Annotated in this window: 21 protein-coding genes and 1 riboswitch; of the genes, 19 read left to right on the forward strand and 2 right to left on the reverse strand. The window is 60.6% G+C overall.

The window, feature by feature from the left end; genetic code table 11:
• Positions 1-93 precede the first annotated feature (93 nt).
• Complete coding sequence (gene argA / locus V6944_RS22880) at positions 94-1,425, reverse strand: amino-acid N-acetyltransferase (RefSeq protein ID WP_333500625.1); 1,332 nt, start codon at positions 1,423-1,425, stop codon at positions 94-96.
• Between the two features lie 229 nt (positions 1,426-1,654).
• Here argA and amiC point away from each other — a divergent pair, with 229 nt between their 5' ends.
• Together amiC and cobD are read left to right on the forward strand one after the other, a co-directional pair.
• Entirely contained in the window at positions 1,655-2,905 is a 1,251-nt protein-coding gene (amiC, locus tag V6944_RS22885) for an N-acetylmuramoyl-L-alanine amidase AmiC (protein WP_333500626.1), read from the forward strand.
• A gap of 6 nt (positions 2,906-2,911) precedes the next feature.
• The gene (cobD, locus tag V6944_RS22890; RefSeq protein WP_333500627.1) at positions 2,912-3,988 is read left to right on the forward strand and encodes a threonine-phosphate decarboxylase CobD; all 1,077 of its coding nucleotides are present in this window, start codon (positions 2,912-2,914) and stop codon (positions 3,986-3,988) included.
• Here the strand turns inward: cobD and V6944_RS22895 are convergent.
• A complete protein-coding gene (locus V6944_RS22895) occupies positions 3,973-4,842 on the reverse strand; it encodes an L-threonine kinase (protein WP_333500628.1) in 870 nt (289 codons plus the stop codon). The two genes, cobD and V6944_RS22895, sit on opposite strands and share 16 nt — an antisense overlap.
• 133 nt (positions 4,843-4,975) lie before the next feature.
• Positions 4,976-5,151: riboswitch (cobalamin riboswitch) on the forward strand.
• Positions 5,152-5,247: 96 nt separating this feature from the next.
• Here V6944_RS22895 and V6944_RS22900 point away from each other — a divergent pair.
• The 17 genes from V6944_RS22900 to V6944_RS22980 are packed head-to-tail and all read left to right on the forward strand — an operon-like array spanning position 5,248 to position 19,337.
• Positions 5,248-6,621: a cobyrinate a,c-diamide synthase gene (locus tag V6944_RS22900; protein ID WP_333500629.1), complete on the forward strand. Its 1,374-nt coding sequence runs from the start codon at positions 5,248-5,250 to the stop codon at positions 6,619-6,621.
• Positions 6,618-7,577, forward strand: coding sequence for an adenosylcobinamide-phosphate synthase CbiB (cbiB, locus tag V6944_RS22905; protein WP_333500630.1), 960 nt, complete (start codon positions 6,618-6,620; stop codon positions 7,575-7,577). Before V6944_RS22900 ends, cbiB begins: the two co-directional genes overlap by 4 nt.
• 10 nt (positions 7,578-7,587) lie before the next feature.
• On the forward strand, positions 7,588-8,223 hold the full coding sequence (locus V6944_RS22910) for a cobalt-precorrin-8 methylmutase (RefSeq protein WP_185667967.1): 636 nt from the start codon (positions 7,588-7,590) through the stop codon (positions 8,221-8,223).
• On the forward strand, positions 8,220-9,359 hold the full coding sequence (gene cbiD / locus V6944_RS22915; protein WP_333500631.1) for a cobalt-precorrin-5B (C(1))-methyltransferase CbiD: 1,140 nt from the start codon (positions 8,220-8,222) through the stop codon (positions 9,357-9,359). Before V6944_RS22910 ends, cbiD begins: the two co-directional genes overlap by 4 nt.
• Positions 9,353-9,958 (forward strand): cobalt-precorrin-7 (C(5))-methyltransferase, encoded by a 606-nt coding sequence (locus tag V6944_RS22920; protein ID WP_333500632.1) that lies wholly within the window; start codon positions 9,353-9,355, stop codon positions 9,956-9,958. Before cbiD ends, V6944_RS22920 begins: the two co-directional genes overlap by 7 nt.
• Complete coding sequence (locus V6944_RS22925) at positions 9,948-10,517, forward strand: decarboxylating cobalt-precorrin-6B (C(15))-methyltransferase (RefSeq protein ID WP_333500633.1); 570 nt, start codon at positions 9,948-9,950, stop codon at positions 10,515-10,517. The genes V6944_RS22920 and V6944_RS22925 overlap by 11 nt, the downstream gene beginning before the upstream one ends.
• Positions 10,510-11,283, forward strand: a complete 774-nt coding sequence (locus V6944_RS22930; RefSeq protein ID WP_333500634.1) for a cobalt-precorrin-4 methyltransferase — start codon at positions 10,510-10,512, stop codon at positions 11,281-11,283. The genes V6944_RS22925 and V6944_RS22930 overlap by 8 nt, the downstream gene beginning before the upstream one ends.
• A complete protein-coding gene (cbiG, locus tag V6944_RS22935; protein ID WP_333500635.1) occupies positions 11,264-12,325 on the forward strand; it encodes a cobalt-precorrin 5A hydrolase in 1,062 nt (353 codons plus the stop codon). Before V6944_RS22930 ends, cbiG begins: the two co-directional genes overlap by 20 nt.
• Positions 12,319-13,044 carry a precorrin-3B C(17)-methyltransferase gene (locus tag V6944_RS22940; RefSeq protein WP_185667973.1) on the forward strand — a complete coding sequence of 242 codons (726 nt, stop codon included), beginning with the start codon at positions 12,319-12,321 and terminating at the stop codon, positions 13,042-13,044. Before cbiG ends, V6944_RS22940 begins: the two co-directional genes overlap by 7 nt.
• Positions 13,041-13,841, forward strand: a complete 801-nt coding sequence (locus tag V6944_RS22945) for a cobalt-precorrin-6A reductase (protein WP_333500636.1) — start codon at positions 13,041-13,043, stop codon at positions 13,839-13,841. The genes V6944_RS22940 and V6944_RS22945 overlap by 4 nt, the downstream gene beginning before the upstream one ends.
• On the forward strand, positions 13,838-14,617 hold the full coding sequence (gene cbiK, locus V6944_RS22950; protein ID WP_333500637.1) for a sirohydrochlorin cobaltochelatase: 780 nt from the start codon (positions 13,838-13,840) through the stop codon (positions 14,615-14,617). The genes V6944_RS22945 and cbiK overlap by 4 nt, the downstream gene beginning before the upstream one ends.
• The gene (locus tag V6944_RS22955) at positions 14,614-15,327 is read left to right on the forward strand and encodes a cobalt-factor II C(20)-methyltransferase (protein ID WP_333500638.1); all 714 of its coding nucleotides are present in this window, start codon (positions 14,614-14,616) and stop codon (positions 15,325-15,327) included. Before cbiK ends, V6944_RS22955 begins: the two co-directional genes overlap by 4 nt.
• Positions 15,324-16,061, forward strand: coding sequence for a cobalt ECF transporter S component CbiM (cbiM, locus tag V6944_RS22960; RefSeq protein ID WP_333500639.1), 738 nt, complete (start codon positions 15,324-15,326; stop codon positions 16,059-16,061). The genes V6944_RS22955 and cbiM overlap by 4 nt, the downstream gene beginning before the upstream one ends.
• Position 16,062: 1 nt before the next feature.
• Positions 16,063-16,344 carry an energy-coupling factor ABC transporter substrate-binding protein gene (locus V6944_RS22965; RefSeq protein ID WP_185667978.1) on the forward strand — a complete coding sequence of 94 codons (282 nt, stop codon included), beginning with the start codon at positions 16,063-16,065 and terminating at the stop codon, positions 16,342-16,344.
• On the forward strand, positions 16,331-17,008 hold the full coding sequence (locus V6944_RS22970; RefSeq protein ID WP_333500642.1) for an energy-coupling factor ABC transporter transmembrane protein: 678 nt from the start codon (positions 16,331-16,333) through the stop codon (positions 17,006-17,008). Before V6944_RS22965 ends, V6944_RS22970 begins: the two co-directional genes overlap by 14 nt.
• Positions 17,009-17,016: 8 nt before the next feature.
• Positions 17,017-17,823: an energy-coupling factor ABC transporter ATP-binding protein gene (locus V6944_RS22975; protein ID WP_333500640.1), complete on the forward strand. Its 807-nt coding sequence runs from the start codon at positions 17,017-17,019 to the stop codon at positions 17,821-17,823.
• The gene (locus V6944_RS22980) at positions 17,820-19,337 is read left to right on the forward strand and encodes a cobyric acid synthase (RefSeq protein ID WP_333500641.1); all 1,518 of its coding nucleotides are present in this window, start codon (positions 17,820-17,822) and stop codon (positions 19,335-19,337) included. Before V6944_RS22975 ends, V6944_RS22980 begins: the two co-directional genes overlap by 4 nt.
• Positions 19,338-19,486: the final 149 nt, after the last annotated feature.

Consider the following 19,486-nt stretch of genomic DNA (forward strand, 5'->3'; position numbering starts at 1 on the left):
AAGTGTTACCTATGTTCCCGGTCTGAAGTGTTACCTATGTATCCGGTCGTACAGTCCAGCGACCCCGGGGTCGGCGCAAGCGCCTCGCCCGGGCTACACCAAATCCGTCATCAACACCTTCGACCGGCGCTGATAGTTATACAGCAGCTTCTTACTCTCCGGCAGCAACTCCACGTCCACCGGCTTAAAGCCGCGTTCCTGGAACCAGTGAATGCTGCGCGTCGTCAGCACAAACAGGTGGTTAAGCCCCATCTGCTTCGCCTGGGAGGCAATCCGCTGCAACAGCACTTCGCCGCGCGAGGAGCTTCGATAATCCGGGTGCACCGCCACGCAGGCCATCTCACCGATTTTCTCTTCCGGGAAAGGATAGAGCGCGGCGCAGGCAATGGTGGTGTTATCACGCTGAATAATCGTGAATTTATCGATCTCCATCTCCAGCTGTTCGCGGGAGCGGCGCACCAGAATGCCCTGCTGCTCGAGCGGCGCAATCAGGTCGAGAATACCGCCAATATCGTTGATGGTCGCCCGGCGAATTTGCTCGGAGCTCTCCATCACAATTTGCGTACCGATACCGTCGCGGGAGAATAGCTCCTGCAACAGCGTGCCGTCTTCCTGATAGCTGATAAGGTGGCTGCGGCGCACGCCGCTGCGGCAGGCTTTGACCGCGCCGCGCAGGAAACGGGCGGTGCCGGAAAGGTAGTCGCCCTCTTTTTCCAGCTCTTCAATGCGCGCCTGAGCTTCGTTCGGGAACAGCTCAGAGATAATGTCGCCCGCTTCGTTAAACACGCCCTGAGAGGAGCAAAAGCCGATCATCTTCTCGGCCTTCAGTTTAATCGCCAGTTGGGTGGCAATCTCTTCCGACGTCAGGTTAAAGCTCTCGCCGGTAACTGAAACGGCCACCGGTCCCATCAGCACGATAGCGCCGCTGTCGAGCTGGCGATGAATCGCTTCTTCATCGATACGACGAATACGTCCGCTGTGGCAGTAGTCGATGCCGTCGTCGACGCCCAGCGGTTGCGCGATGATAAAGTTCCCGCTGACCACGTTGATGTGCGCGCCCTGTAGCGGGGTGTTATTCAGGCTCATCGACAGGCGGGCGGTAATATCCAGCTGCAGCAGGCCCGCGGCCTGTTTCACCAGCTCAAGGGTTTTCGTATCCGTGACGCGGATATGTTTGTGATAGGTGGGTTCATGGTGATGCTCGGCCAGATTCGCGTCGATCTGCGGGCGTGCGCCATAGACCAGCACCAGGCGAATGCCTAAACTGTGCAGCAGGCCAATATCGTTGACGATGCTGGAAAAGTTTTCATGCTCAATGGCTTCGCCGCCAAGCATGATGACAAACGTCTTCCCCCGGTGGGCGTTAATATAGGGGACGGTATGACGAAACCCCTCTACCAGTTCGGTTCTACGTTCCTTCACCACGGCACAACCCTCAATGCATGATTATTCGTAATTAGTGTATTTTTATTCTGTTTTAGTCGGAAACGCAAGCCAGAATTTGCTTAAACATTGGAAAACCCCCGGCCAAATTTCGCTGATCCAACGAATGTTTACCCTTTTGTAGATGACAGTTTATGCGGCTTTGGTTAAAGTTTTCGGTCAATCGTATTATGCGAATTCTTTGTTTCTCTTTTTTTACCTGGGATGGAGCATGTCGGGAAGTCAGTCTTTGAGCCGTCGTCGCCTGCTACAAGGTGCCGGTGCCATGTGGTTGTTAAGCGTGAGTCAGGTCGGGTTAGCTGCCGTCAGTCAGGTGGTGGCGGTGCGCATATGGCCTGCGTCCAGCTACACGCGCGTAACGGTGGAGTCCAGCCGTGAGCTCAAGTATCGACAGTTTGCGTTGAGCAATCCTGACCGTCTGGTGGTCGACCTCGAAGGGGTGAACCTGAACTCGGTGCTGAAAGGCATGGGGGCGCAGATCCGCAGCGACGATCCGTTCATTAAATCCGCACGCGTAGGGCAGTTTGATCCGCAAACGGTGCGCATGGTGTTTGAGTTGAAGCAGGACGTGAAGCCGCAGCTGTTCGCCCTTGCGCCGGTGGCAAACTTTAAAGAACGCCTGGTGATGGATCTCTATCCTGCCAACAGTAATGAGCAGCAGGATCCGCTGCTGGCGCTGCTGGAAGACTACAACAAGGGCGACCTCGAAAAGCAGGTGCCGCCGTCGCAAAGCGGCCCGCAGCCGGGCAAAGCCGGGCGCGACCGTCCGATTGTTATCATGCTTGACCCCGGCCACGGTGGCGAGGACTCCGGCGCGGTGGGTAAATACAAAACGCGGGAGAAAGACGTGGTGCTACAAATCGCCCGTCGCCTGCGTGCGCTGATTGAGAAAGAAGGCAACATGAAAGCCTACATGACGCGCAACGAAGATATCTTTATTCCGCTGAAGGTGCGGGTGGCGAAAGCGCAAAAGCAGCGTGCCGACCTGTTCGTCTCCATTCACGCGGATGCGTTCACCAGCCGCCAGCCGAGCGGCTCATCGGTCTTTGCCCTGTCGACCAAAGGGGCCACCAGTACCGCAGCAAAATACCTCGCCCAGACCCAGAACGCCTCGGACTTAATCGGTGGTGTCAGCAAGAGCGGCGACCGCTACGTCGACCACACCATGTTCGATATGGTGCAGTCGCTGACCATCGCCGACAGCCTGAAGTTTGGTAAAGCGGTGCTCAAAAAGCTGGGGCAGGTGAACGACCTGCATAAAAATCAGGTGGAGCAGGCCGGCTTCGCGGTACTGAAAGCGCCGGATATTCCGTCGATCCTCGTCGAAACAGCGTTTATCAGTAACGTTGAAGAGGAGCGAAAGCTCAAGACCGCCACCTTCCAGCAGGAAGTGGCTGAATCTATTCTCGCCGGGATCAAAGCCTACTTTGCCGACGGCGCGACGTTGGCGCGGCGCGGGTAACCGGCGATGTCACGGCTGAAAAGCGCCCACGGCGGCAACACGCGCGAAGCGGCGGCGCTGATGGGCCTGCGCGCCGACCAGTTGCTGGACTTCAGCGCCAATATCAATCCACTGGGCATGCCCGAAAGCCTGAAGCAGGCTATCGTTGCCCAGCTTGCCTGCGCCGAGCGCTACCCGGACGTTGACTACCAGCAGTTGCATCAGGCCCTGGCGTCGCACCACGGCGTACCTGCGGCGTGGTGTCTGGCGGGCAACGGCGAAACCGAATCTATTTTCACCCTCGTGCACGGCCTGAAGCCTAAGCGGGCGATGGTGGTTGCTCCGGGCTTTGCTGAGTACCGCCGGGCGCTGGAAACCATCGACTGCGCGATTGACACCTTTGCGCTTCGCGAAGAGGACGGCTGGCAGCTGACCTCACGTCTGCTTGATGCGCTCACCCCCGAACTGGACTGCCTGTTTCTCTGCACGCCGAATAACCCGACCGGGCTGCTGCCGGAGCGCTCGCTGCTGCTAGCGGTGGCCGAACGCTGTCGGGTGCTGAATATTGCGCTGATTCTCGATGAAGCCTTTATCGATTTTATTCCCGGCGAGCAGGGCTTTATTCCGCTGCTCGCGCAAAACCCGCATATCTGGGTGCTGCGCTCGCTGACCAAGTTTTACGCCATCCCCGGCCTGCGTCTGGGCTATTTGCTCAACAGCGACGAACGGGCGGTGGCGCGGCTACGTCAGCATCAGATGCCGTGGTCGATCAACGCTTTTGCGGCGTTGGCCGGGGAGATTGTGCTGAACGACCACGAGTATCAACAGACCACATGGCGTTGGCTTGATACGGAAGGGGCGCGATTTTATCGGGCGCTGGAGAGTGTTCCAGGGCTGAAGGTTTATCCGGGCAGAGCCAACTACCTGTTCCTGCGCTGCGAACGTGCGGAGATTGAACTGCAGTTTGCGCTGCTGCAACGGCGGATTTTAATCCGCAGCTGCGCCAACTATCCGGGGTTGGACGGGCGCTATTTCCGCGTGGCGATTCGCAGCGAGGCGGAAAACCAGCAACTGCTGGACGCGCTGCATCAGGTGCTGGGCTGAACCCCGCCTGCCACCGTTTTTAGCAGGTGCTGCTGCGGCCAGATTTCAGCGAGCCCGCTTTGCGCCAGCGACCATTTCACATACTCCACATCGTGACGGCGACGGTCGAGCATCAGCCCGACCACGCTGCCGCTATGGGCCACGTTCAGGCCGTATAATCCGCACGACTCTACCACCCCTAAAAGCGCGTCAAAGCCTGGTTTAGGCAGCAGCGTCTGGCTGGCGATGGCGCTGAGCGTCGCGGCTTCCCCCATCAGGCTGGCGCTGTTGCTGTCGCAGGCGGCCTGCACCTTTTCCCAGGCCAGCTGCAGTGCGCTGGCGCTGGCCGTGAGCGCGGCCTCGCGCGGCAGGCGGTGATAGTCGGCGGTACGCAGCATCAGCGGGCTTTCCAGGATCAGTAGATCGAAATCAGGCGCAGGCGCGCAGGCAATCTGCGTGCGCGCATGGTGGTGGTCGAACAGCGTCAGCGCGCGGAACAGGGTGCTGTCCGTTGGCTCAAGCGAGACGCAGAGCGTGGCGAGTTCGGATTCGCTGAGTGAATGGCCCATGTGCATTGCGGTGGCAAGGGCGGTCGCGGCAATGTCGGCGGTGCTGCTCGCCATCCCTTTGGCAATCGGCAGCGTCGAGTCCACTTCAATGCGCAGCGTCTGGCTCAGGGCGAGGGGATAATTCCAGTGGGCAAGTAGGGTATTGACCATGCGGCGCGTCAGCGGGCGTTCATCAGGGCGCGGCGTTCCCCGGCGCACTTCCACCGTGCTGAACCAGTCTATTGGGCAGGAGACCAGCTTTTCACTGCCCAGAATCCAGCCCTGAATTAGCTCTCCGCAGGAGCCCGGACAGCGCGCAACGCTCATGATTTCCCTTGCCTTGTGGTTCCAAATATAACTACCGTAAATAAATATACCGGTATTGTCGCAGCGCAACGAAATCATTTTACCGGGGCGCTAGAGTAACCTGCTTTTATTTTATGCGGGCCATCGTGTCGGCATAAATCTGCAATCAACAGGTTTGGCATGTTATGTGCCAGGGAAGGAGGTGTAAACCCTCCGCAGCCCCCGCTGCTGTGACGCTGACGACCCCGTAATGACCACTGATCGACCGATCGGGAAGGCCGGGTGAGGATGACGCTAAGCCAGAAGACCTGCCTGTTGGTTTATTTCAACAGCTTCGGTGGGAAGCGGGTTGCTTTGCGTCGCACGGTCGTCAGGCCGGGCGAGCGCGCGGCTATACCCAAAATCCACCCTGAACAGGGTTAGGGTATGGCAGCCAGACAGCATGCATTCGTTCTCGCCGGCACCGGTAGCGGCTGCGGGAAAACCACGGCGACGCTCGGCCTGCTGACGCTGCTTCAGCAGCGCGGCCTGCGGGTTCAGCCCTACAAAGTGGGGCCGGACTACCTCGATACCGGCTGGCACACCGCGCTGTGTGGCGTTGCCTCCCGCAACCTTGACGCTTTCATGTTGCCCCCCTCCATCCTTAATGCGCTGTTCAGCGAACATATGCAGCAGGCCGATATCGCCGTGATTGAAGGCGTCATGGGGCTGTACGACGGCTACGGCACCGATCCCAACTACTGCAGCAGCGCGGCGATGGCCAAACAGCTAGGCTGCCCGGTGATTTTGCTGGTCGACGGCAAAGCGGTCTCCACCTCCATTGCCGCCACGGTGATGGGCTTTCAGCACTTCGACCCGAGCCTCAACATCGCGGGCGTTATCGTTAACCGCGTCAACAGCGAGAGTCATTTCCAGCTGCTGAAAAGCGCCATCGAACGCTACTGCGCGCTGCCGGTGCTGGGCTACGTGCCGCGCGCGGAAGGCGTGGCGCTACCCGAACGTCATCTGGGGCTGGTGACCGCCCGTGAATCCGCGATTGATAAGCAACCGTGGCAGGATTTTGCCGCGACGCTGTCCCGCACGCTGGATATCGACAGGCTGCTGGAACTCACTGAACTGCACGCGCTGCCCGCCGGTCAGTGGCCGCCGGAGCCGCTCTGCGGGGAGGGGCTGACCCTTGCGCTTGCCGACGATGAAGCCTTCAATTTCTATTACCCGGACAACCTCGCCCTGCTGGCGCGTGCGGGCGTGAAGATTGTGCGCTTTAGCCCGCTGCATGATGCGATTCTGCCCGAGTGTCAGATGATCTGGCTCGGCGGCGGTTACCCGGAACTGCACGCCCAGGCGCTCGCAGGCAACAAGCCGATGCTGGCCCAACTGCGTGCCGCGCACGCGCGCGGCGTGGCGATTTACGCCGAGTGCGGCGGCCTGATGTACCTTGGCACCACGCTGGAGGATAAAAACGGTGAGACTCACGCGATGGCCGATATCCTGCCTGGCCACAGCAAAATGGGTACCCGACTGACCCGCTTTGGCTACTGCGAAGCGCAGGCGTTACAGCAGACGCTGCTTGCTGCCCCCGGCGATGTACTGCGCGGCCACGAATTCCACTATTCCGATTTCACCGCGCACACGCCTGCGGTGATGGCGTGCCACAAAACTCGCGATGGCGCGGTGCTCCAGCAGTGGTCTGGCGGCTGGCAGCGCGGGAATACCTTTGCCAGCTATCTGCACCTCCATTTCGCCCAGAACCCGTCGATGCTTAACCACTGGTTTGCCGCTGCAAGGAGCGCTCAATGACGCTGCTGGCCTGGTGTCTGGCATGGGGGCTTGATTTCATTATTGGCGACCCACAAAACTGGCCGCATCCGGTGCGCTGGATAGGCAACCTGATTAACGCCGTGCAACGCGCGGTGCGTCGGTTTTGTCATTCCGACCCTAGCCTGCGTATCGGCGGTGGGGTGATGTGGTTGGTGGTAGTGGGGCTGACCTACGCCGTTTCCTGGGGCGTGCTGCACCTCGCCGCACGCGTGCATCCGTGGCTGGGCTGGGGCGTTGAGGTATGGATGATTTTCACCGTGCTGGCCGGGCGCTGCCTGGCGCAGTCGGCGCAGGCGGTCGAACGCCCGCTGCGGGCTGGCGACCTTGCTGAAAGCCGCATCAAGCTGTCGTGGATTGTCGGGCGCGATACATCGCAGCTACAGCCGGAACAGATCAACCGCGCGGTGGTGGAGACGGTGGCGGAAAACACCGTCGACGGCATTATCGCGCCGCTCTTCTTCCTGTTGGTCGGCGGTGCGCCGCTGGCGATGGCCTACAAAGCGGTCAACACCCTCGACTCAATGGTGGGCTACAAGCACGAAAAATATCGGGCCATTGGCATGGTGAGCGCGCGCCTCGACGATGTAGCGAACTTCATTCCCGCTCGCCTGAGCTGGCTGCTGATTGGCCTTGCTGCCTTTCTCTGCCGTGATAACGGCGCGCGCGCGTTGCGTATCGGCTGGCGCGATCGTAAAAATCACAGCAGCCCCAACTGCGCCTGGTCGGAAGCGGCCGTCGCCGGGGCACTGGGCATTCGCCTTGGCGGCCCGAACGACTATTTCGGCGAGCGGGTGAACAAGCCGTGGATTGGCGACGCGCATCGCCCGATTGCCATTGATGATATTTCCCGAACGATTCGACTGATGTGGGTAGCGTCAACGCTGGCCCTGCTGCTGTTTATGGCAGTCAGGTTCTGGCTTATCGGCGCGGCCTGAGGAGTACTGCATGAACTATATCCAGCAACCGCAAGCGATTGAGAGCAAAAGCTTCGAGATAATTAGCGAGATTATCGCCGACACGCGCCCGGAGTATCGTTTTGCCAGCCCGCTGCACGAAGCGATTATCAAACGGGTAATCCACACCACCGCCGATTTCGAGTGGCTGGATATTCTGTGGTTCTCACCGGATGCATTAACCCGCCTGTGCGACGCGCTGAGCCGCCCGTGCACGCTTTACACCGACACCACCATGGCGCTCTCCGGCATTAATAAAAACCTGCTGGCGACCTTCGGCGGCGAATGCCGTTGCTATATCAGCGACCCGCGCGTAGTGCGCGAGGCCAAAGCACAGGGCATTACTCGCTCGATGGCGGCGGTGGATATTGCGGCGAAAGAAGAGGGCGACAAAGTGTTTGTCTTTGGCAACGCGCCGACCGCGCTGTTCCGTCTGATGGAGCATCAAGAGCTGGACGTTGGCGGAGTGATTGGCGTGCCGGTTGGCTTCGTCGGCGCGGCGGAATCCAAAGAGGCGCTGAGCAAAAGCAGCCTGCCGGGCATTGCCGCGCTGGGGCGTAAAGGCGGCAGCAATGTCGCGGCGGCGATCGTCAACGCCATTCTCTACCACCTGCAGGGGGCGCGATGAGCGAACCCGCCTTCGACGCCCCGGTGTGGCATAACGGCAAAGCGCTGCGCAAAGGCTACACCACTGGCTCCAGCGCCACGGCGGCGGCGAAAGTGGCCGCGCTGATGGTGATGCGCCAGCACCTGATTCACCAGGTCTCGATTGTGACGCCGTCGGGCGTGACGCTGAACCTGAACGTCGAATCACCACACGTCGAAGGCCAGCAGGGTATTGCCGCCATCCGTAAAGATGGCGGCGATGATATCGACGCCACTCACGGGATGCTGATTTTTGCCCGCGTGACCGTCAACGACAGCGGTGAAATTACCCTGCGCGGCGGCGAGGGTGTGGGCACCGTCACCCGTAAAGGCATCGGGCTGCCCATCGGCAGCGCGGCGATTAATCGCACCCCGCAACACACCATTGAAACCGCCGTCCGTGAGGCTATCGGCCCGGCGCGCGGCGCAGAGGTGGAGATTTTTGCCCCGGAAGGGGAAGAGCGGGCGAAGAAAACCTATAACTCGCGGCTGGGCATTCTGGGCGGCATCTCGATTATCGGCACCACCGGCATCGTGACGCCGATGTCGGAAGAAAGCTGGAAACGCTCGCTGGCGCTGGAGCTGGAGATGAAGCGTGCTGCCGGGCTGGAGCGCGTGGTACTGGTGCCGGGCAACCACGGTGAGCGCTTCGTGCGCGAGCAGATGGGCATTGACTCGCAGGTGGTGGTCACCATGAGCAACTTCGTCGGCTACATGATTGAAGAGTCGGTGCGCCTTGGCTTTCGCCAGATTGTGCTGATTGGCCACCCCGGCAAGCTGGTCAAAATCGCCGCCGGGATTTTCCATACCCATAGCCATATCGCCGATGGGCGCATGGAGACGTTGGTGGCCCATCTGGCGCTGCTCGGCGCGCCGCTTGAGCTGCTCACGCTGGTGAGCGAGTGCGATACCACTGAAGCCGCTATGGAGCATATCGATGCTTACGGCTTCCAGCGACTCTACAACCATCTTGCCGAACGCATCTGCCAGCGCGTACTGGAGCGGCTGCGCTTTACGCAAAACCCGCCTATCTGCGATGCCATCATGTTTGCCTTTGATAACCAGATCCTCGGCAGCAACCGCCCGGTCAACGAGATCGTCAAGGACATGCAATGTTAACCGTCGTCGGAATGGGACCGGCTGGCGTACAGCTGATGACGCCGCTGGCCGCAGATGCGGTGAAACATGCCGATGCGCTGGTGGGCGGCGTGCGCCATCTGGCGCAGTTTCCTGCGTTTGGAGGCGAGCGCTGCCCGCTGGGCGCCAACATTGCCCAGGTGCTGGCGTGGATTGAGGAACGGCAGGCGCAAAACGTGGTGGTGCTGGCCTCCGGCGACCCGCTGTTTTACGGCATCGGCACGCGGCTTATCGCCCACTTTGGCCGTGAAAACGTGCGGGTGATCCCCGGCGTCAGCGCCGTGCAGTACCTGTGCGCGCAGGCGGGCATTGATATGAACGACATGTGGCTGACCAGCAGCCACGGGCGTGAGGTTGACTTCGACATGCTGGCGAGCCATCGCAAAGTGGCGATGGTCACCGATAAACGCTGCGGCCCGAAAGCCATCGCCGAGGCGCTGGTGGCGCGCGGCAAAGGGCATCGCTGGATGGTGATTGGCGAGAATCTGGCGCAGGACAACGAACGTATCCACTGGCTGCCGGTCAGCGCCGTGGAATGCGACTATGAGATGAACACGGTGGTGATCCTCGATGAAAGATGAGCTGTTTTTACGCGGCGAAAAGGTGCCGATGACCAAAGAGGCAGTACGCGCGCTGGCGCTGGCCAAACTAGAGCTGCACTGGGCCAGCCACCTGATTGATATCGGGGCCGGCACCGGCAGCGTCTCCATTGAGGCGGCGCTGCAAAATCCCACGCTTGCCGTCACCGCCATTGAGCGCAACCCGGCCGCGCTGCGCCTGCTGGCGGAAAACTGCGAACGCTTTGCCTGCGGCAATATCAACGTGGTGGCGGGTGAAGCGCCTGACGTTATCGTCGAGCCTGCCGACGCCATTTTTATGGGCGGCAGCGGCGGCCATTTGCGGGCGCTGATTGACTGGTCGCTGCATCATCTTCGCCCCGGCGGGCGGCTGGTGATGACCTTTATTTTGCAGGAGAACCTGCATGAGGCGCTGGACCACCTGCGCCAGGCTAACGTTGCTGCGCTGGACTGCCAGCAGCTGAGCGTTTCCGCCATGACCGCCCTCGGCAGCGGCCACTATTTCAAACCGAATAACCCTGTTTTTGTTATCGCCTGTCAGAAGGAAGAACATCATGGCTGAAGCCTTTGACCCCCGCTGCGTCTGGTTTGTGGGCGCTGGCCCCGGTGACCGGGAGCTGATCACCCTGAAAGGCTACCGCCTGCTGCAACAAGCGCAGGTGGTGATTTACGCCGGTTCGCTGATTAACCCCGAACTGCTGAGCTACTGCCCGGCAGAGGCCGAGTGCCACGACAGCGCTGAGCTGCATCTTGAGCAAATTCTCGACCTGATGGAAGCGGGCGTGAAGGCCGGGAAAACGGTGGTGCGCCTGCAAACGGGCGACGTGTCGCTGTACGGCTCGGTGCGCGAGCAGGGCGAAGAGCTGACCCGTCGCGGTATTGACTGGCAGGTAGTGCCGGGCGTGAGCGCGTTTCTCGGTGCGGCGGCGGAGTTGGGCGTGGAGTATACGGTGCCGGAAGTGTCGCAGAGCCTCATCATCACTCGTCTTGAGGGGCGCACCCCAGTGCCGGCGCGCGAGCAGCTGGAGTCCTTTGCCCAGCATCGCACCTCGATGGCGATTTACCTCTCCGTGCAGCGCATCAATAAAGTCGCCGAGCGGCTGATTGACGGCGGCTACCCGGCGACGACGCCGGTGGCAGTGATTTACAAGGCCACCTGGCCCGAGAGCCAGACCGTGCGCGGCACGCTGACGGATATCGCCGACAAAGTGCGCGACGCCGATATTCGCAAAACGGCGCTGATCCTGGTCGGCGACTTCCTCGGCGAGGAGTACCACTACTCGCGCCTCTACGCCGCTGATTTTAGCCATGAATACCGCAAAGCCTGAGCGCATTGCGCTGTTCTGCCTGACCCCCGGCGGCGTGGCGCTGGCAAAACGGCTTAGCGCAGTGCTGCCGATGGCCTGCTATACCCGCGAAGGGCTGGTGGAGCCGGGATTTCAGCCATTTGAGGGCAGCTTTGCTGCCAGCGTCGGCCAGGCGTTCCATCGCGATACGGCGCTGATTTTTATCGGCGCAACCGGGATTGCGGTACGCACGCTTGCGCCGCTGCTGGTGGATAAATTCCATGACCCGGCGGTGGTGGTGATTGATGAACGCGGCCAGCACGTTATCAGCCTGCTCTCCGGGCATATCGGCGGGGCGAATGACCTCGCCCGGCATCTGGCGGGCATTCTCGGCGTTGACCCGGTTATCACCACCGCGACCGACGTCAACGACGTGGCGGCGCTGGATACGCTGGCCTGCCAGCTTAACGCGCGGATGCACGACTTCCGCTCGGCGGTGAAAACCGTCAACCAGATGCTGGTCAGTCAGCAGCGTGTTGGCCTGTGGTGGGACGAGCCGCTGACGGAGGCGGTGAGTCGCTGCGACCGACGCGGATTTATCACCGTGACCGACCTTAACGCGCTCCCGCCGTTGGACGCGCTGGTGTGCATCACCTTGCGCGATACGTTGCCAAATCTGCCATTGCCGCATTGGAAGCTGGTGCCACGGCGCATCGTGGCGGGCATAGGCTGTCGCCGTGGAACGCCCTGCGCGCTGTTAAGCGAGCTGCTCCATCGTCAGCTTGCCGCACATCACCTCGACCCGCTGGCGCTGAAAGCCATCGGCAGCATCGTCGTGAAGCAGGATGAACTAGGGCTGATACAGCTGGCGAGCAACCTCGATGTGCCGTTTGAAATTTTTAGCGTGGCCGCCCTGTGCGAGCACGAACACCGTTTTCCCTCCTCGCTGTTTGTGAAGCAGACGGTTGGGGTGGGCAGCGTTTCTGGTCCGTCGGCGTGGCGGATGAGTAACGGAAATCTAGTAGGCGAGACCCTGCGTGAACAGGGCATCACCATTACCTTGGGAGTAACAGACAGATGTTAAGCGTAATCGGAATCGGCCCTGGTTCGCAGGCCATGATGACCATGGAAGCCGTCGAGGCGCTGCAGGCGGCGGAAATCGTCGTCGGCTACAAAACCTATACCCATCTGGTGAAGGCTTTTACCGGCGACAAGCAGGTGATCAAAACCGGGATGTGCAAAGAGATCGAACGCTGCCAGGCGGCGATTGAGTTGGCGCAGGCCGGGCACAATGTAGCGCTTATCAGCAGCGGCGACGCGGGTATCTACGGCATGGCGGGGCTGGTGCTGGAGCTGGTGAGCAAACAAAAGCTGGACGTGGAAGTGCGCCTGATTCCAGGCATGACCGCCAGCATTGCCGCGGCCTCGCTGCTGGGCGCGCCGCTGATGCACGACTTCTGCCATATCAGCCTGAGCGACCTGCTCACCCCGTGGCCGGTGATTGAAAAACGCATTATCGCCGCCGGGGAAGCCGACTTTGTTATCTGCTTCTATAACCCGCGCAGCCGGGGCCGCGAAGGGCATCTGGCGCGCGCCTTTGAACTGCTCTCCGCCGTCAAAAGCGCCGATACGCCGGTGGGCGTGGTGAAATCCGCCGGGCGTAAAAAGCAGGAAAAATGGCTGACGACCCTCGGCGCGATGGATTTTGAACCGGTGGATATGACCAGCCTGGTCATCGTCGGCAACAAAACCACCTACGTGCAGGATGACCTGATGATCACACCGCGAGGCTACGTGCTGTGAGTTTCGGCGACGTGCTGGTGGTCGGCGGTACCAGCGATGCGCGCGCGCTTTGCCTGCAGCTGGATGTTGCACAGGTGCGCTACACCGTGTCAGTGGCCACCCCCACGGGGGAAGCGCTGGCGGGGGATATTCAGGGGCAAGTGCGCTGCGGTCGTCTGGAAAAGTCGGAAATGGTGGCCTGGCTTCACGAGCACGGTACGCGCTGGGTGATTGACGCTTCTCATCCTTACGCTGAAGCGGTTAGCCGCAACGTGCGGGATGCCTGTACGGAGGCGGGCGTACTGCTGAGCCGCTACCAGCGTCCGGATCAACAGGGCGCACTGACGCACCCGCTGCTGCACTACGTCACCAGTATTGATGAAGCCTGTGAGCGGATTAAACCGCTGGGCCAGCGCGTGCTGCTGACCACCGGCAGCAAAGATCTGGCGCTGTGGCGCGCCGGGCTGCCGGAGAAAACGCTGTTGGCCCGCGTGCTGCCGGTGCCGAACGTGGTGCAGCAGTGCACCGACCTCGGCTTTGGCGTCGGCGAAATTTTTGCCATCTGCGCGCCGTTCAGCGCCGAGTTTAACGCCGCGTTTTACCGCCACTGTCGCGCCGATGTGGTGGTGACCAAAGCCTCCGGCGCGGAAGGCGGCTATCTGGAAAAGGTGCAGCCCTGTCTGGATGCCGGGCTTCCCTGCATCGTGATTACCCGCCCGGCACCGCTGGTGTCCGGCGATGAACTACTGGAAAGTCAGTCCGCTTTTGCCGAGCGCTTAACGCGCTGGCTGGCCGACGACAAAAGGAATCAAGCATGAAAAAAGCCCTACTGGTGGTGAGCTTCGGCACCAGCTACCACGACACCTGCGAGAAGAATATTGTCGCCTGCGAACGCGAACTAGCGGCCAGCTGCCCCGACCGTGACCTGTTCCGCGCCTTTACCTCGGGGATGATCATCCGCAAGCTGAAAACGCGCGACGGTATTGATACCGATACGCCGCTTGAGGCGCTGCAAAAGCTCGCGGACCTTGGCTACGACGACGTAGCGGTACAGTCACTGCACATCATCAACGGCGACGAATATGAAAAAATTGCCCGCGAAGTGCAGAGCCTGCGCCCGCGGTTTAAACGCCTCACGCTCGGCACGCCCCTGCTGAGCGGCCACGATGACTACGTGCGTCTAATGGGCGCGCTGACTCAACAAATGCCCGCGCTGAACGCCAACGAAAAAGTGGTGTTTATGGGCCACGGTGCCAGCCACCACGCCTTCGCTGCCTACGCCTGCCTCGACCATATGATGACCGCCCAACGCTTCCCGGCGCGGGTCGGCGCGGTGGAGAGCTACCCGGAAGTGGAGGTGCTGATTGAGAGCATGAGCAAAGAGGGCGTCAGCGCCGTACACCTGATGCCGCTGATGCTGGTGGCGGGTGATCACGCCATCAACGATATGGCCTCTGACGAAGAGGACTCGTGGAAAACGCTGTTTAACGCGGCGGGCATTCCGGCAACGCCGTGGCTGTGCGGTCTGGGCGAAAACCCGGTGGTGCGCGCCATGTTCGTTGAACATCTGCAGCAGTCTCTGGAGGCCGCATGAGCGGCAAACTGTATGCCCTGAGCACCGGGCCGGGCGCGTCTGACCTGATTACCGTTCGCGCCGCGCGCATTCTCGGCTCGCTGGATATTCTTTACGCCCCGGCAGGGCGCAAAGGCGGCGACAGCCTGGCGCTCTCCATCGTGCGTGAATACCTCGGTGAAAAGACCGAGGTGCGCTGCTGCCACTTTCCGATGAGCGCCGACAGCGCCGAAAAAGAGGCGGTGTGGGACGACGTTTCGGCGGCGCTGGTACGTGAAGTGGAAGCCGGGAAAAACGTCGGCTTTATCACCCTCGGCGATGCGATGCTGTTCAGCACCTGGGTCTTTTTACTCCAGCGCATCGGTAGCCCGGAGTGGCTGGAGATTGTCCCCGGCGTGACCTCGTTTGCCGCCATTGCCGCGCGCAGCAAAACGCCGCTGGCGATGGAGCAACAGTCGCTGGCGGTGGTGGCCTGTACCGCGCCGGAAGACGAGATTGAACGCGCGCTGGCGCAGCATGACAGCCTGGTGCTGATGAAAGTCTACGGCCGTTTCCCGCGCATCAAAGCACTGCTGGCTAAAGCAGGTTTATTGGATAACGCGCTGCTGATGGCCGAGGCGACGCTGCCCGGCGAGCAGTGCTGGCGGCAGTTAGGCGAGGTCGCTGACGACCTGTCGTTGCCGTATTTCTCCACCATTCTGGTGAATAAACAGTGGGAGCAAGGACAATGAAACTGGAACAACAGCTGAAGCGACTGTCGCTCAGCGGATTCGCGGCGGCGATGCTGCTGCTGGTGGTGCCGCAAGAAGCCTTTGCGATGCACATCATGGAAGGGTTCCTGCCGCCGATGTGGGCGCTGGCCTGGTGGCTGCTGTTTCTGCCGTGCCTGTGGTACGGGCTGGTGCGCCTGCGCCGTATCGTGCAGGAGGACAGCAACCAGAAGGTGCTGCTGGCGCTGTGCGGGGCGTTTATCTTTGTGCTCTCGGCGCTGAAAATTCCCTCGGTTACCGGTAGCTGCTCGCACCCAACCGGTGTGGGGCTAGCGGTTATTCTGTTTGGGCCGGGCGTGGTGGCTATTCTTGGCGCTATCGTGCTGCTGTTCCAGGCGCTGCTGCTGGCGCATGGTGGCCTGACGACGCTTGGCGCTAACGGTATGTCGATGGCAGTCATTGGGCCAATCGTCGGCTATCTGGTGTGGAAAATGGCCTGTAAGGCTGGGTTCCGCCGCGATGTGTCGGTGTTCCTGTGCGCGATGCTGGCGGATCTGGCGACCTACTTTGTCACCTCACTCCAGCTTGGCGTGGCCTTCCCGGATCCGCAGACGGGCTTTGCGGGATCGAGCCTGAAATTTATGGGGATCTTCTGCCTGACTCAGGTGCCTATCGCCATTGCCGAAGGCCTGCTGACGGTGATGATCTACGACCAGTTAACCAAGCGACAGCTGATCGCCACTGAGGGACGCTAAGATGAAAAAGACATTAATCCTGCTGGCGATGGTGATTGCGCTGGTTATCCTGCCGTTCTTTATCAACCACGGTGGCGAATACGGCGGCTCGGACGATCAGGCTGAAGGGGTGATTACCGCCGTCGATCCTGGCTATGAGCCGTGGTTCCACCCGCTGTATGAACCGGCGAGCGGCGAAATTGAGAGCCTGCTGTTTACCCTGCAGGGCTCTCTCGGCGCGGCGGTGATTTTCTATATTCTTGGCTACTACAAGGGCCGCCAGCGCAATGATGACCGGGCTTGATCGGCTGAGCTATCAGAGCCGCTGGTTTCACGTCGCGCCAGAGCGTAAGTTTCTGCTCTGGCTGCTGATGATGGGGCTGGCCTTTAGCCTGCCGCCGCTGGGGCAGGCGCTGCTGATGGTGCTGACGGCGGGCTTTACCTGCTGGCTGCTGCGCATCTCGCCGTGGCGCTGGCTCCGCTGGATGGCGCTACCGCTCGGTTTTCTGCTGGTGGGTGTGGTGACGATTGTCTTTAGCGTCAGCCGCGACCCGCACGCGCTGCTGGTCAGCGTCCCGTTGGGTTCGTTCTCGCTTGGCATCACCGCTGCCGGACTTGCGACCGCCAACGAGACCTTCTGGCGCAGCCTGGTGGCGCTGTCGGCGACCTTCTGGCTGGTGCTGAATCTGCCATTCCCGCAGCTTATCGTGCTGCTCAAGCGCGGTCGTGTGCCGCGCCTGTTGATCGAGCAGATCCTGCTGACCTGGCGCTTTATCTTTATCCTGCTGGACGAGGCGATGGCGATTCATCGGGCGCAGACGCTGCGCTTTGGTTATCGTAACGTTCGTCTGGGCTATCGCTCGTTGGCGATGCTGGTGAGCCTGCTGTTTACGCGTGTGTTAATCCGCTATCAGCAGATGAGTACCGTGCTGGATATCAAACTGTATCAGGGTGATTTTCACCTCTAAGGAACGCCATGCTGGCTACCACTGACCTCTGGTTTCGCTACCAGCAGGAACCGACGCTTAAAGGGCTGACGCTGGACTTCTCGCGTCAGGCCGTCACCGGCCTCGTTGGGGCCAACGGCTGCGGGAAATCGACGCTGTTTATGAACCTCAGCGGGCTTTTGCGCCCGCAGCAGGGTGCCGTGCTGTGGCAGGGTAGGCCACTGGACTACAGCAAGCGCGGACTGCTGGCATTGCGCCAGCAGGTAGCGACCGTATTTCAGGACCCGGACCAGCAGATTTTCTACACCGATATTGATAGCGACATCGCTTTCAGCTTGCGTAATCTCGGCGTGGCGGAGGATGAGATTGCTCGCCGGGTAGACGATGCGATGACGCTGGTCGATGCCCAGCACTTCCGTCAGCAGCCGATTCAGTGTCTGAGCCACGGGCAGAAAAAGCGGGTGGCGATTGCCAGCGCGCTGGTATTACAGGCGCGCTACCTGCTGCTGGACGAGCCGACCGCCGGGCTTGACCCGTCCGGGCGCGCGCAGATGATTGAGATCATCAAGCGTATCGTGGCGCAGGGCAATCATGTGGTGATTTCCAGCCACGATATTGATTTAATTTATGAAGTCAGCGACGCGGTGTACGTGCTGCGCCACGGCGAAGTGCTGGCCGAGGGCGAGCCGGGCGAGGTGTTTGCCCGTACCGCGCTGATTGAACAGGCGGGGCTGAGCCAGCCATGGCTGGTGAAGCTGCATGCGGAGCTGGGGCTGCCGCAGTGTAAAACCGAGGCGGAGTTTTTCCGTCAAATGCGTGAACGAGGAAATCGATGACCCAGGCCATAATGCTGCAAGGTACCGCCTCTGATGTTGGCAAAAGCATGCTGGTGGCGGGGCTGTGCCGCATCTTCTATCAGGATGGCCTGCGCACTGCGCCGTTTAAATCGCAGAATATGGCGCTCAACTCCGGCATTACGCCGGATGGCAAAGAGATGGGGCGCGCGCAGATTTTTCAGGCCGAAGCGGCGGGCATCGCGCCAGACGTGCGGATGAACCCGATTCTGCTCAAGCCAACCAGCGATCGCAAAGCGCAGATTGTGCTGATGGGCGAAGTGGCAACCAACATGGATGCCGTCAGCTATCACGATTACAAGCCGCGGTTGCGCGAGCAGATCATGGCGGTTTACCAGAGTCTGGCGAGCGAGTTTGACGTGCTGGTGCTGGAAGGGGCGGGCAGCCCGGCGGAAATTAACCTGCGCGACCGTGATATCGTCAATATGGGTATGGCCGAGATGGCGCAGTGCCCGGTGATTCTGGTGGCCGATATCGATCGCGGCGGCGTGTTTGCCTCAATCTACGGCACCCTGGCGCTGCTGCACGAGCACGAACGGGCGCGGGTGAAAGGGGTTGTCATCAATAAGTTTCGCGGCGATGTTTCGCTGCTGCACTCCGGCATTGAACAGATTGAAGCGCTGACCAACGTGCCGGTATTGGGCGTGATGCCGTGGCTGGACGTTGACCTGGAAGACGAGGACGGCGTGGCGCTGCAAAAAGGTAAATACCGTCATACCGGAGCCTATGAGATTGACGTGGCGGTGGTACAGCTGCCGCATATCTCCAACTTTACCGACTTCAACGCGCTGGCGGCCCAGCCGGATGTGCGGGTGCGCTACGTGCGGCATGCGGAAGATTTGTCCGGCGCGGACCTGATTACCCTGCCTGGCAGTAAAAATACGTTGGGCGATCTGCTGTGGTTGCAGGATAGCGGGTTGGCACATGGGATTTTACAGGCGCAACGTCAGGGCGTGCCAGTGCTGGGGATCTGCGGCGGCTATCAAATGCTTGGCGATACGCTTACCGATGACGTCGAATCGGGGTTGGGGACCTTGCCCGGCCTGGGGCTGCTGAACGTGGTGACGCGTTTTGCGCCGACGAAAACCACCACTCAGGCGACGGCGACGCTTAGCGATGCGCTGCCGGGCTGGCTGGCGCCGGTGTCGGGTTTGACGCTGCGTGGCTATGAGATTCATATGGGTGAGACTACGCCGTCCGGCACGGGCTATGCGCTGATGCAGCTCTGCAAAAACGGCCAGTACAGCGCAGACGGCGCGGTCAGTGAGGACGGACTGGCGTTTGGCACCTACCTTCATGGCCTGTTTGATAGCGATGATTTTACCCGGACGTTGGTCAACGGCCTGCGTGGGCGGAAAGGGCTGGCGGCGCTGGATAATGATTTTCACTATGCGCGTTATAAGACGCAGCAGTTTGATATTCTGGCGACATCAATGCGCCAGCATATTGATATCGAAAAGATTTATACGATTATGCGCGAGCATAAAGAAGCGTAGTTTGCGGGAATGCGCCATTCGAAAGGGTGGCGTAGATTAACGGTGAGGGCTGAGCGACAGGCAAAAAAAACACCCATGTGGGTGTCATTTTAATTGGTTGCGGGGGCCGGATTTGAACCGACGACCTTCGGGTTATGAGCCCGACGAGC

The sequence above is a fragment of the Kluyvera sp. CHPC 1.2972 genome, assembly GCF_036759925.1.
In the GTDB taxonomy this organism is placed as follows: Bacteria; Pseudomonadota; Gammaproteobacteria; order Enterobacterales; family Enterobacteriaceae; genus Kluyvera.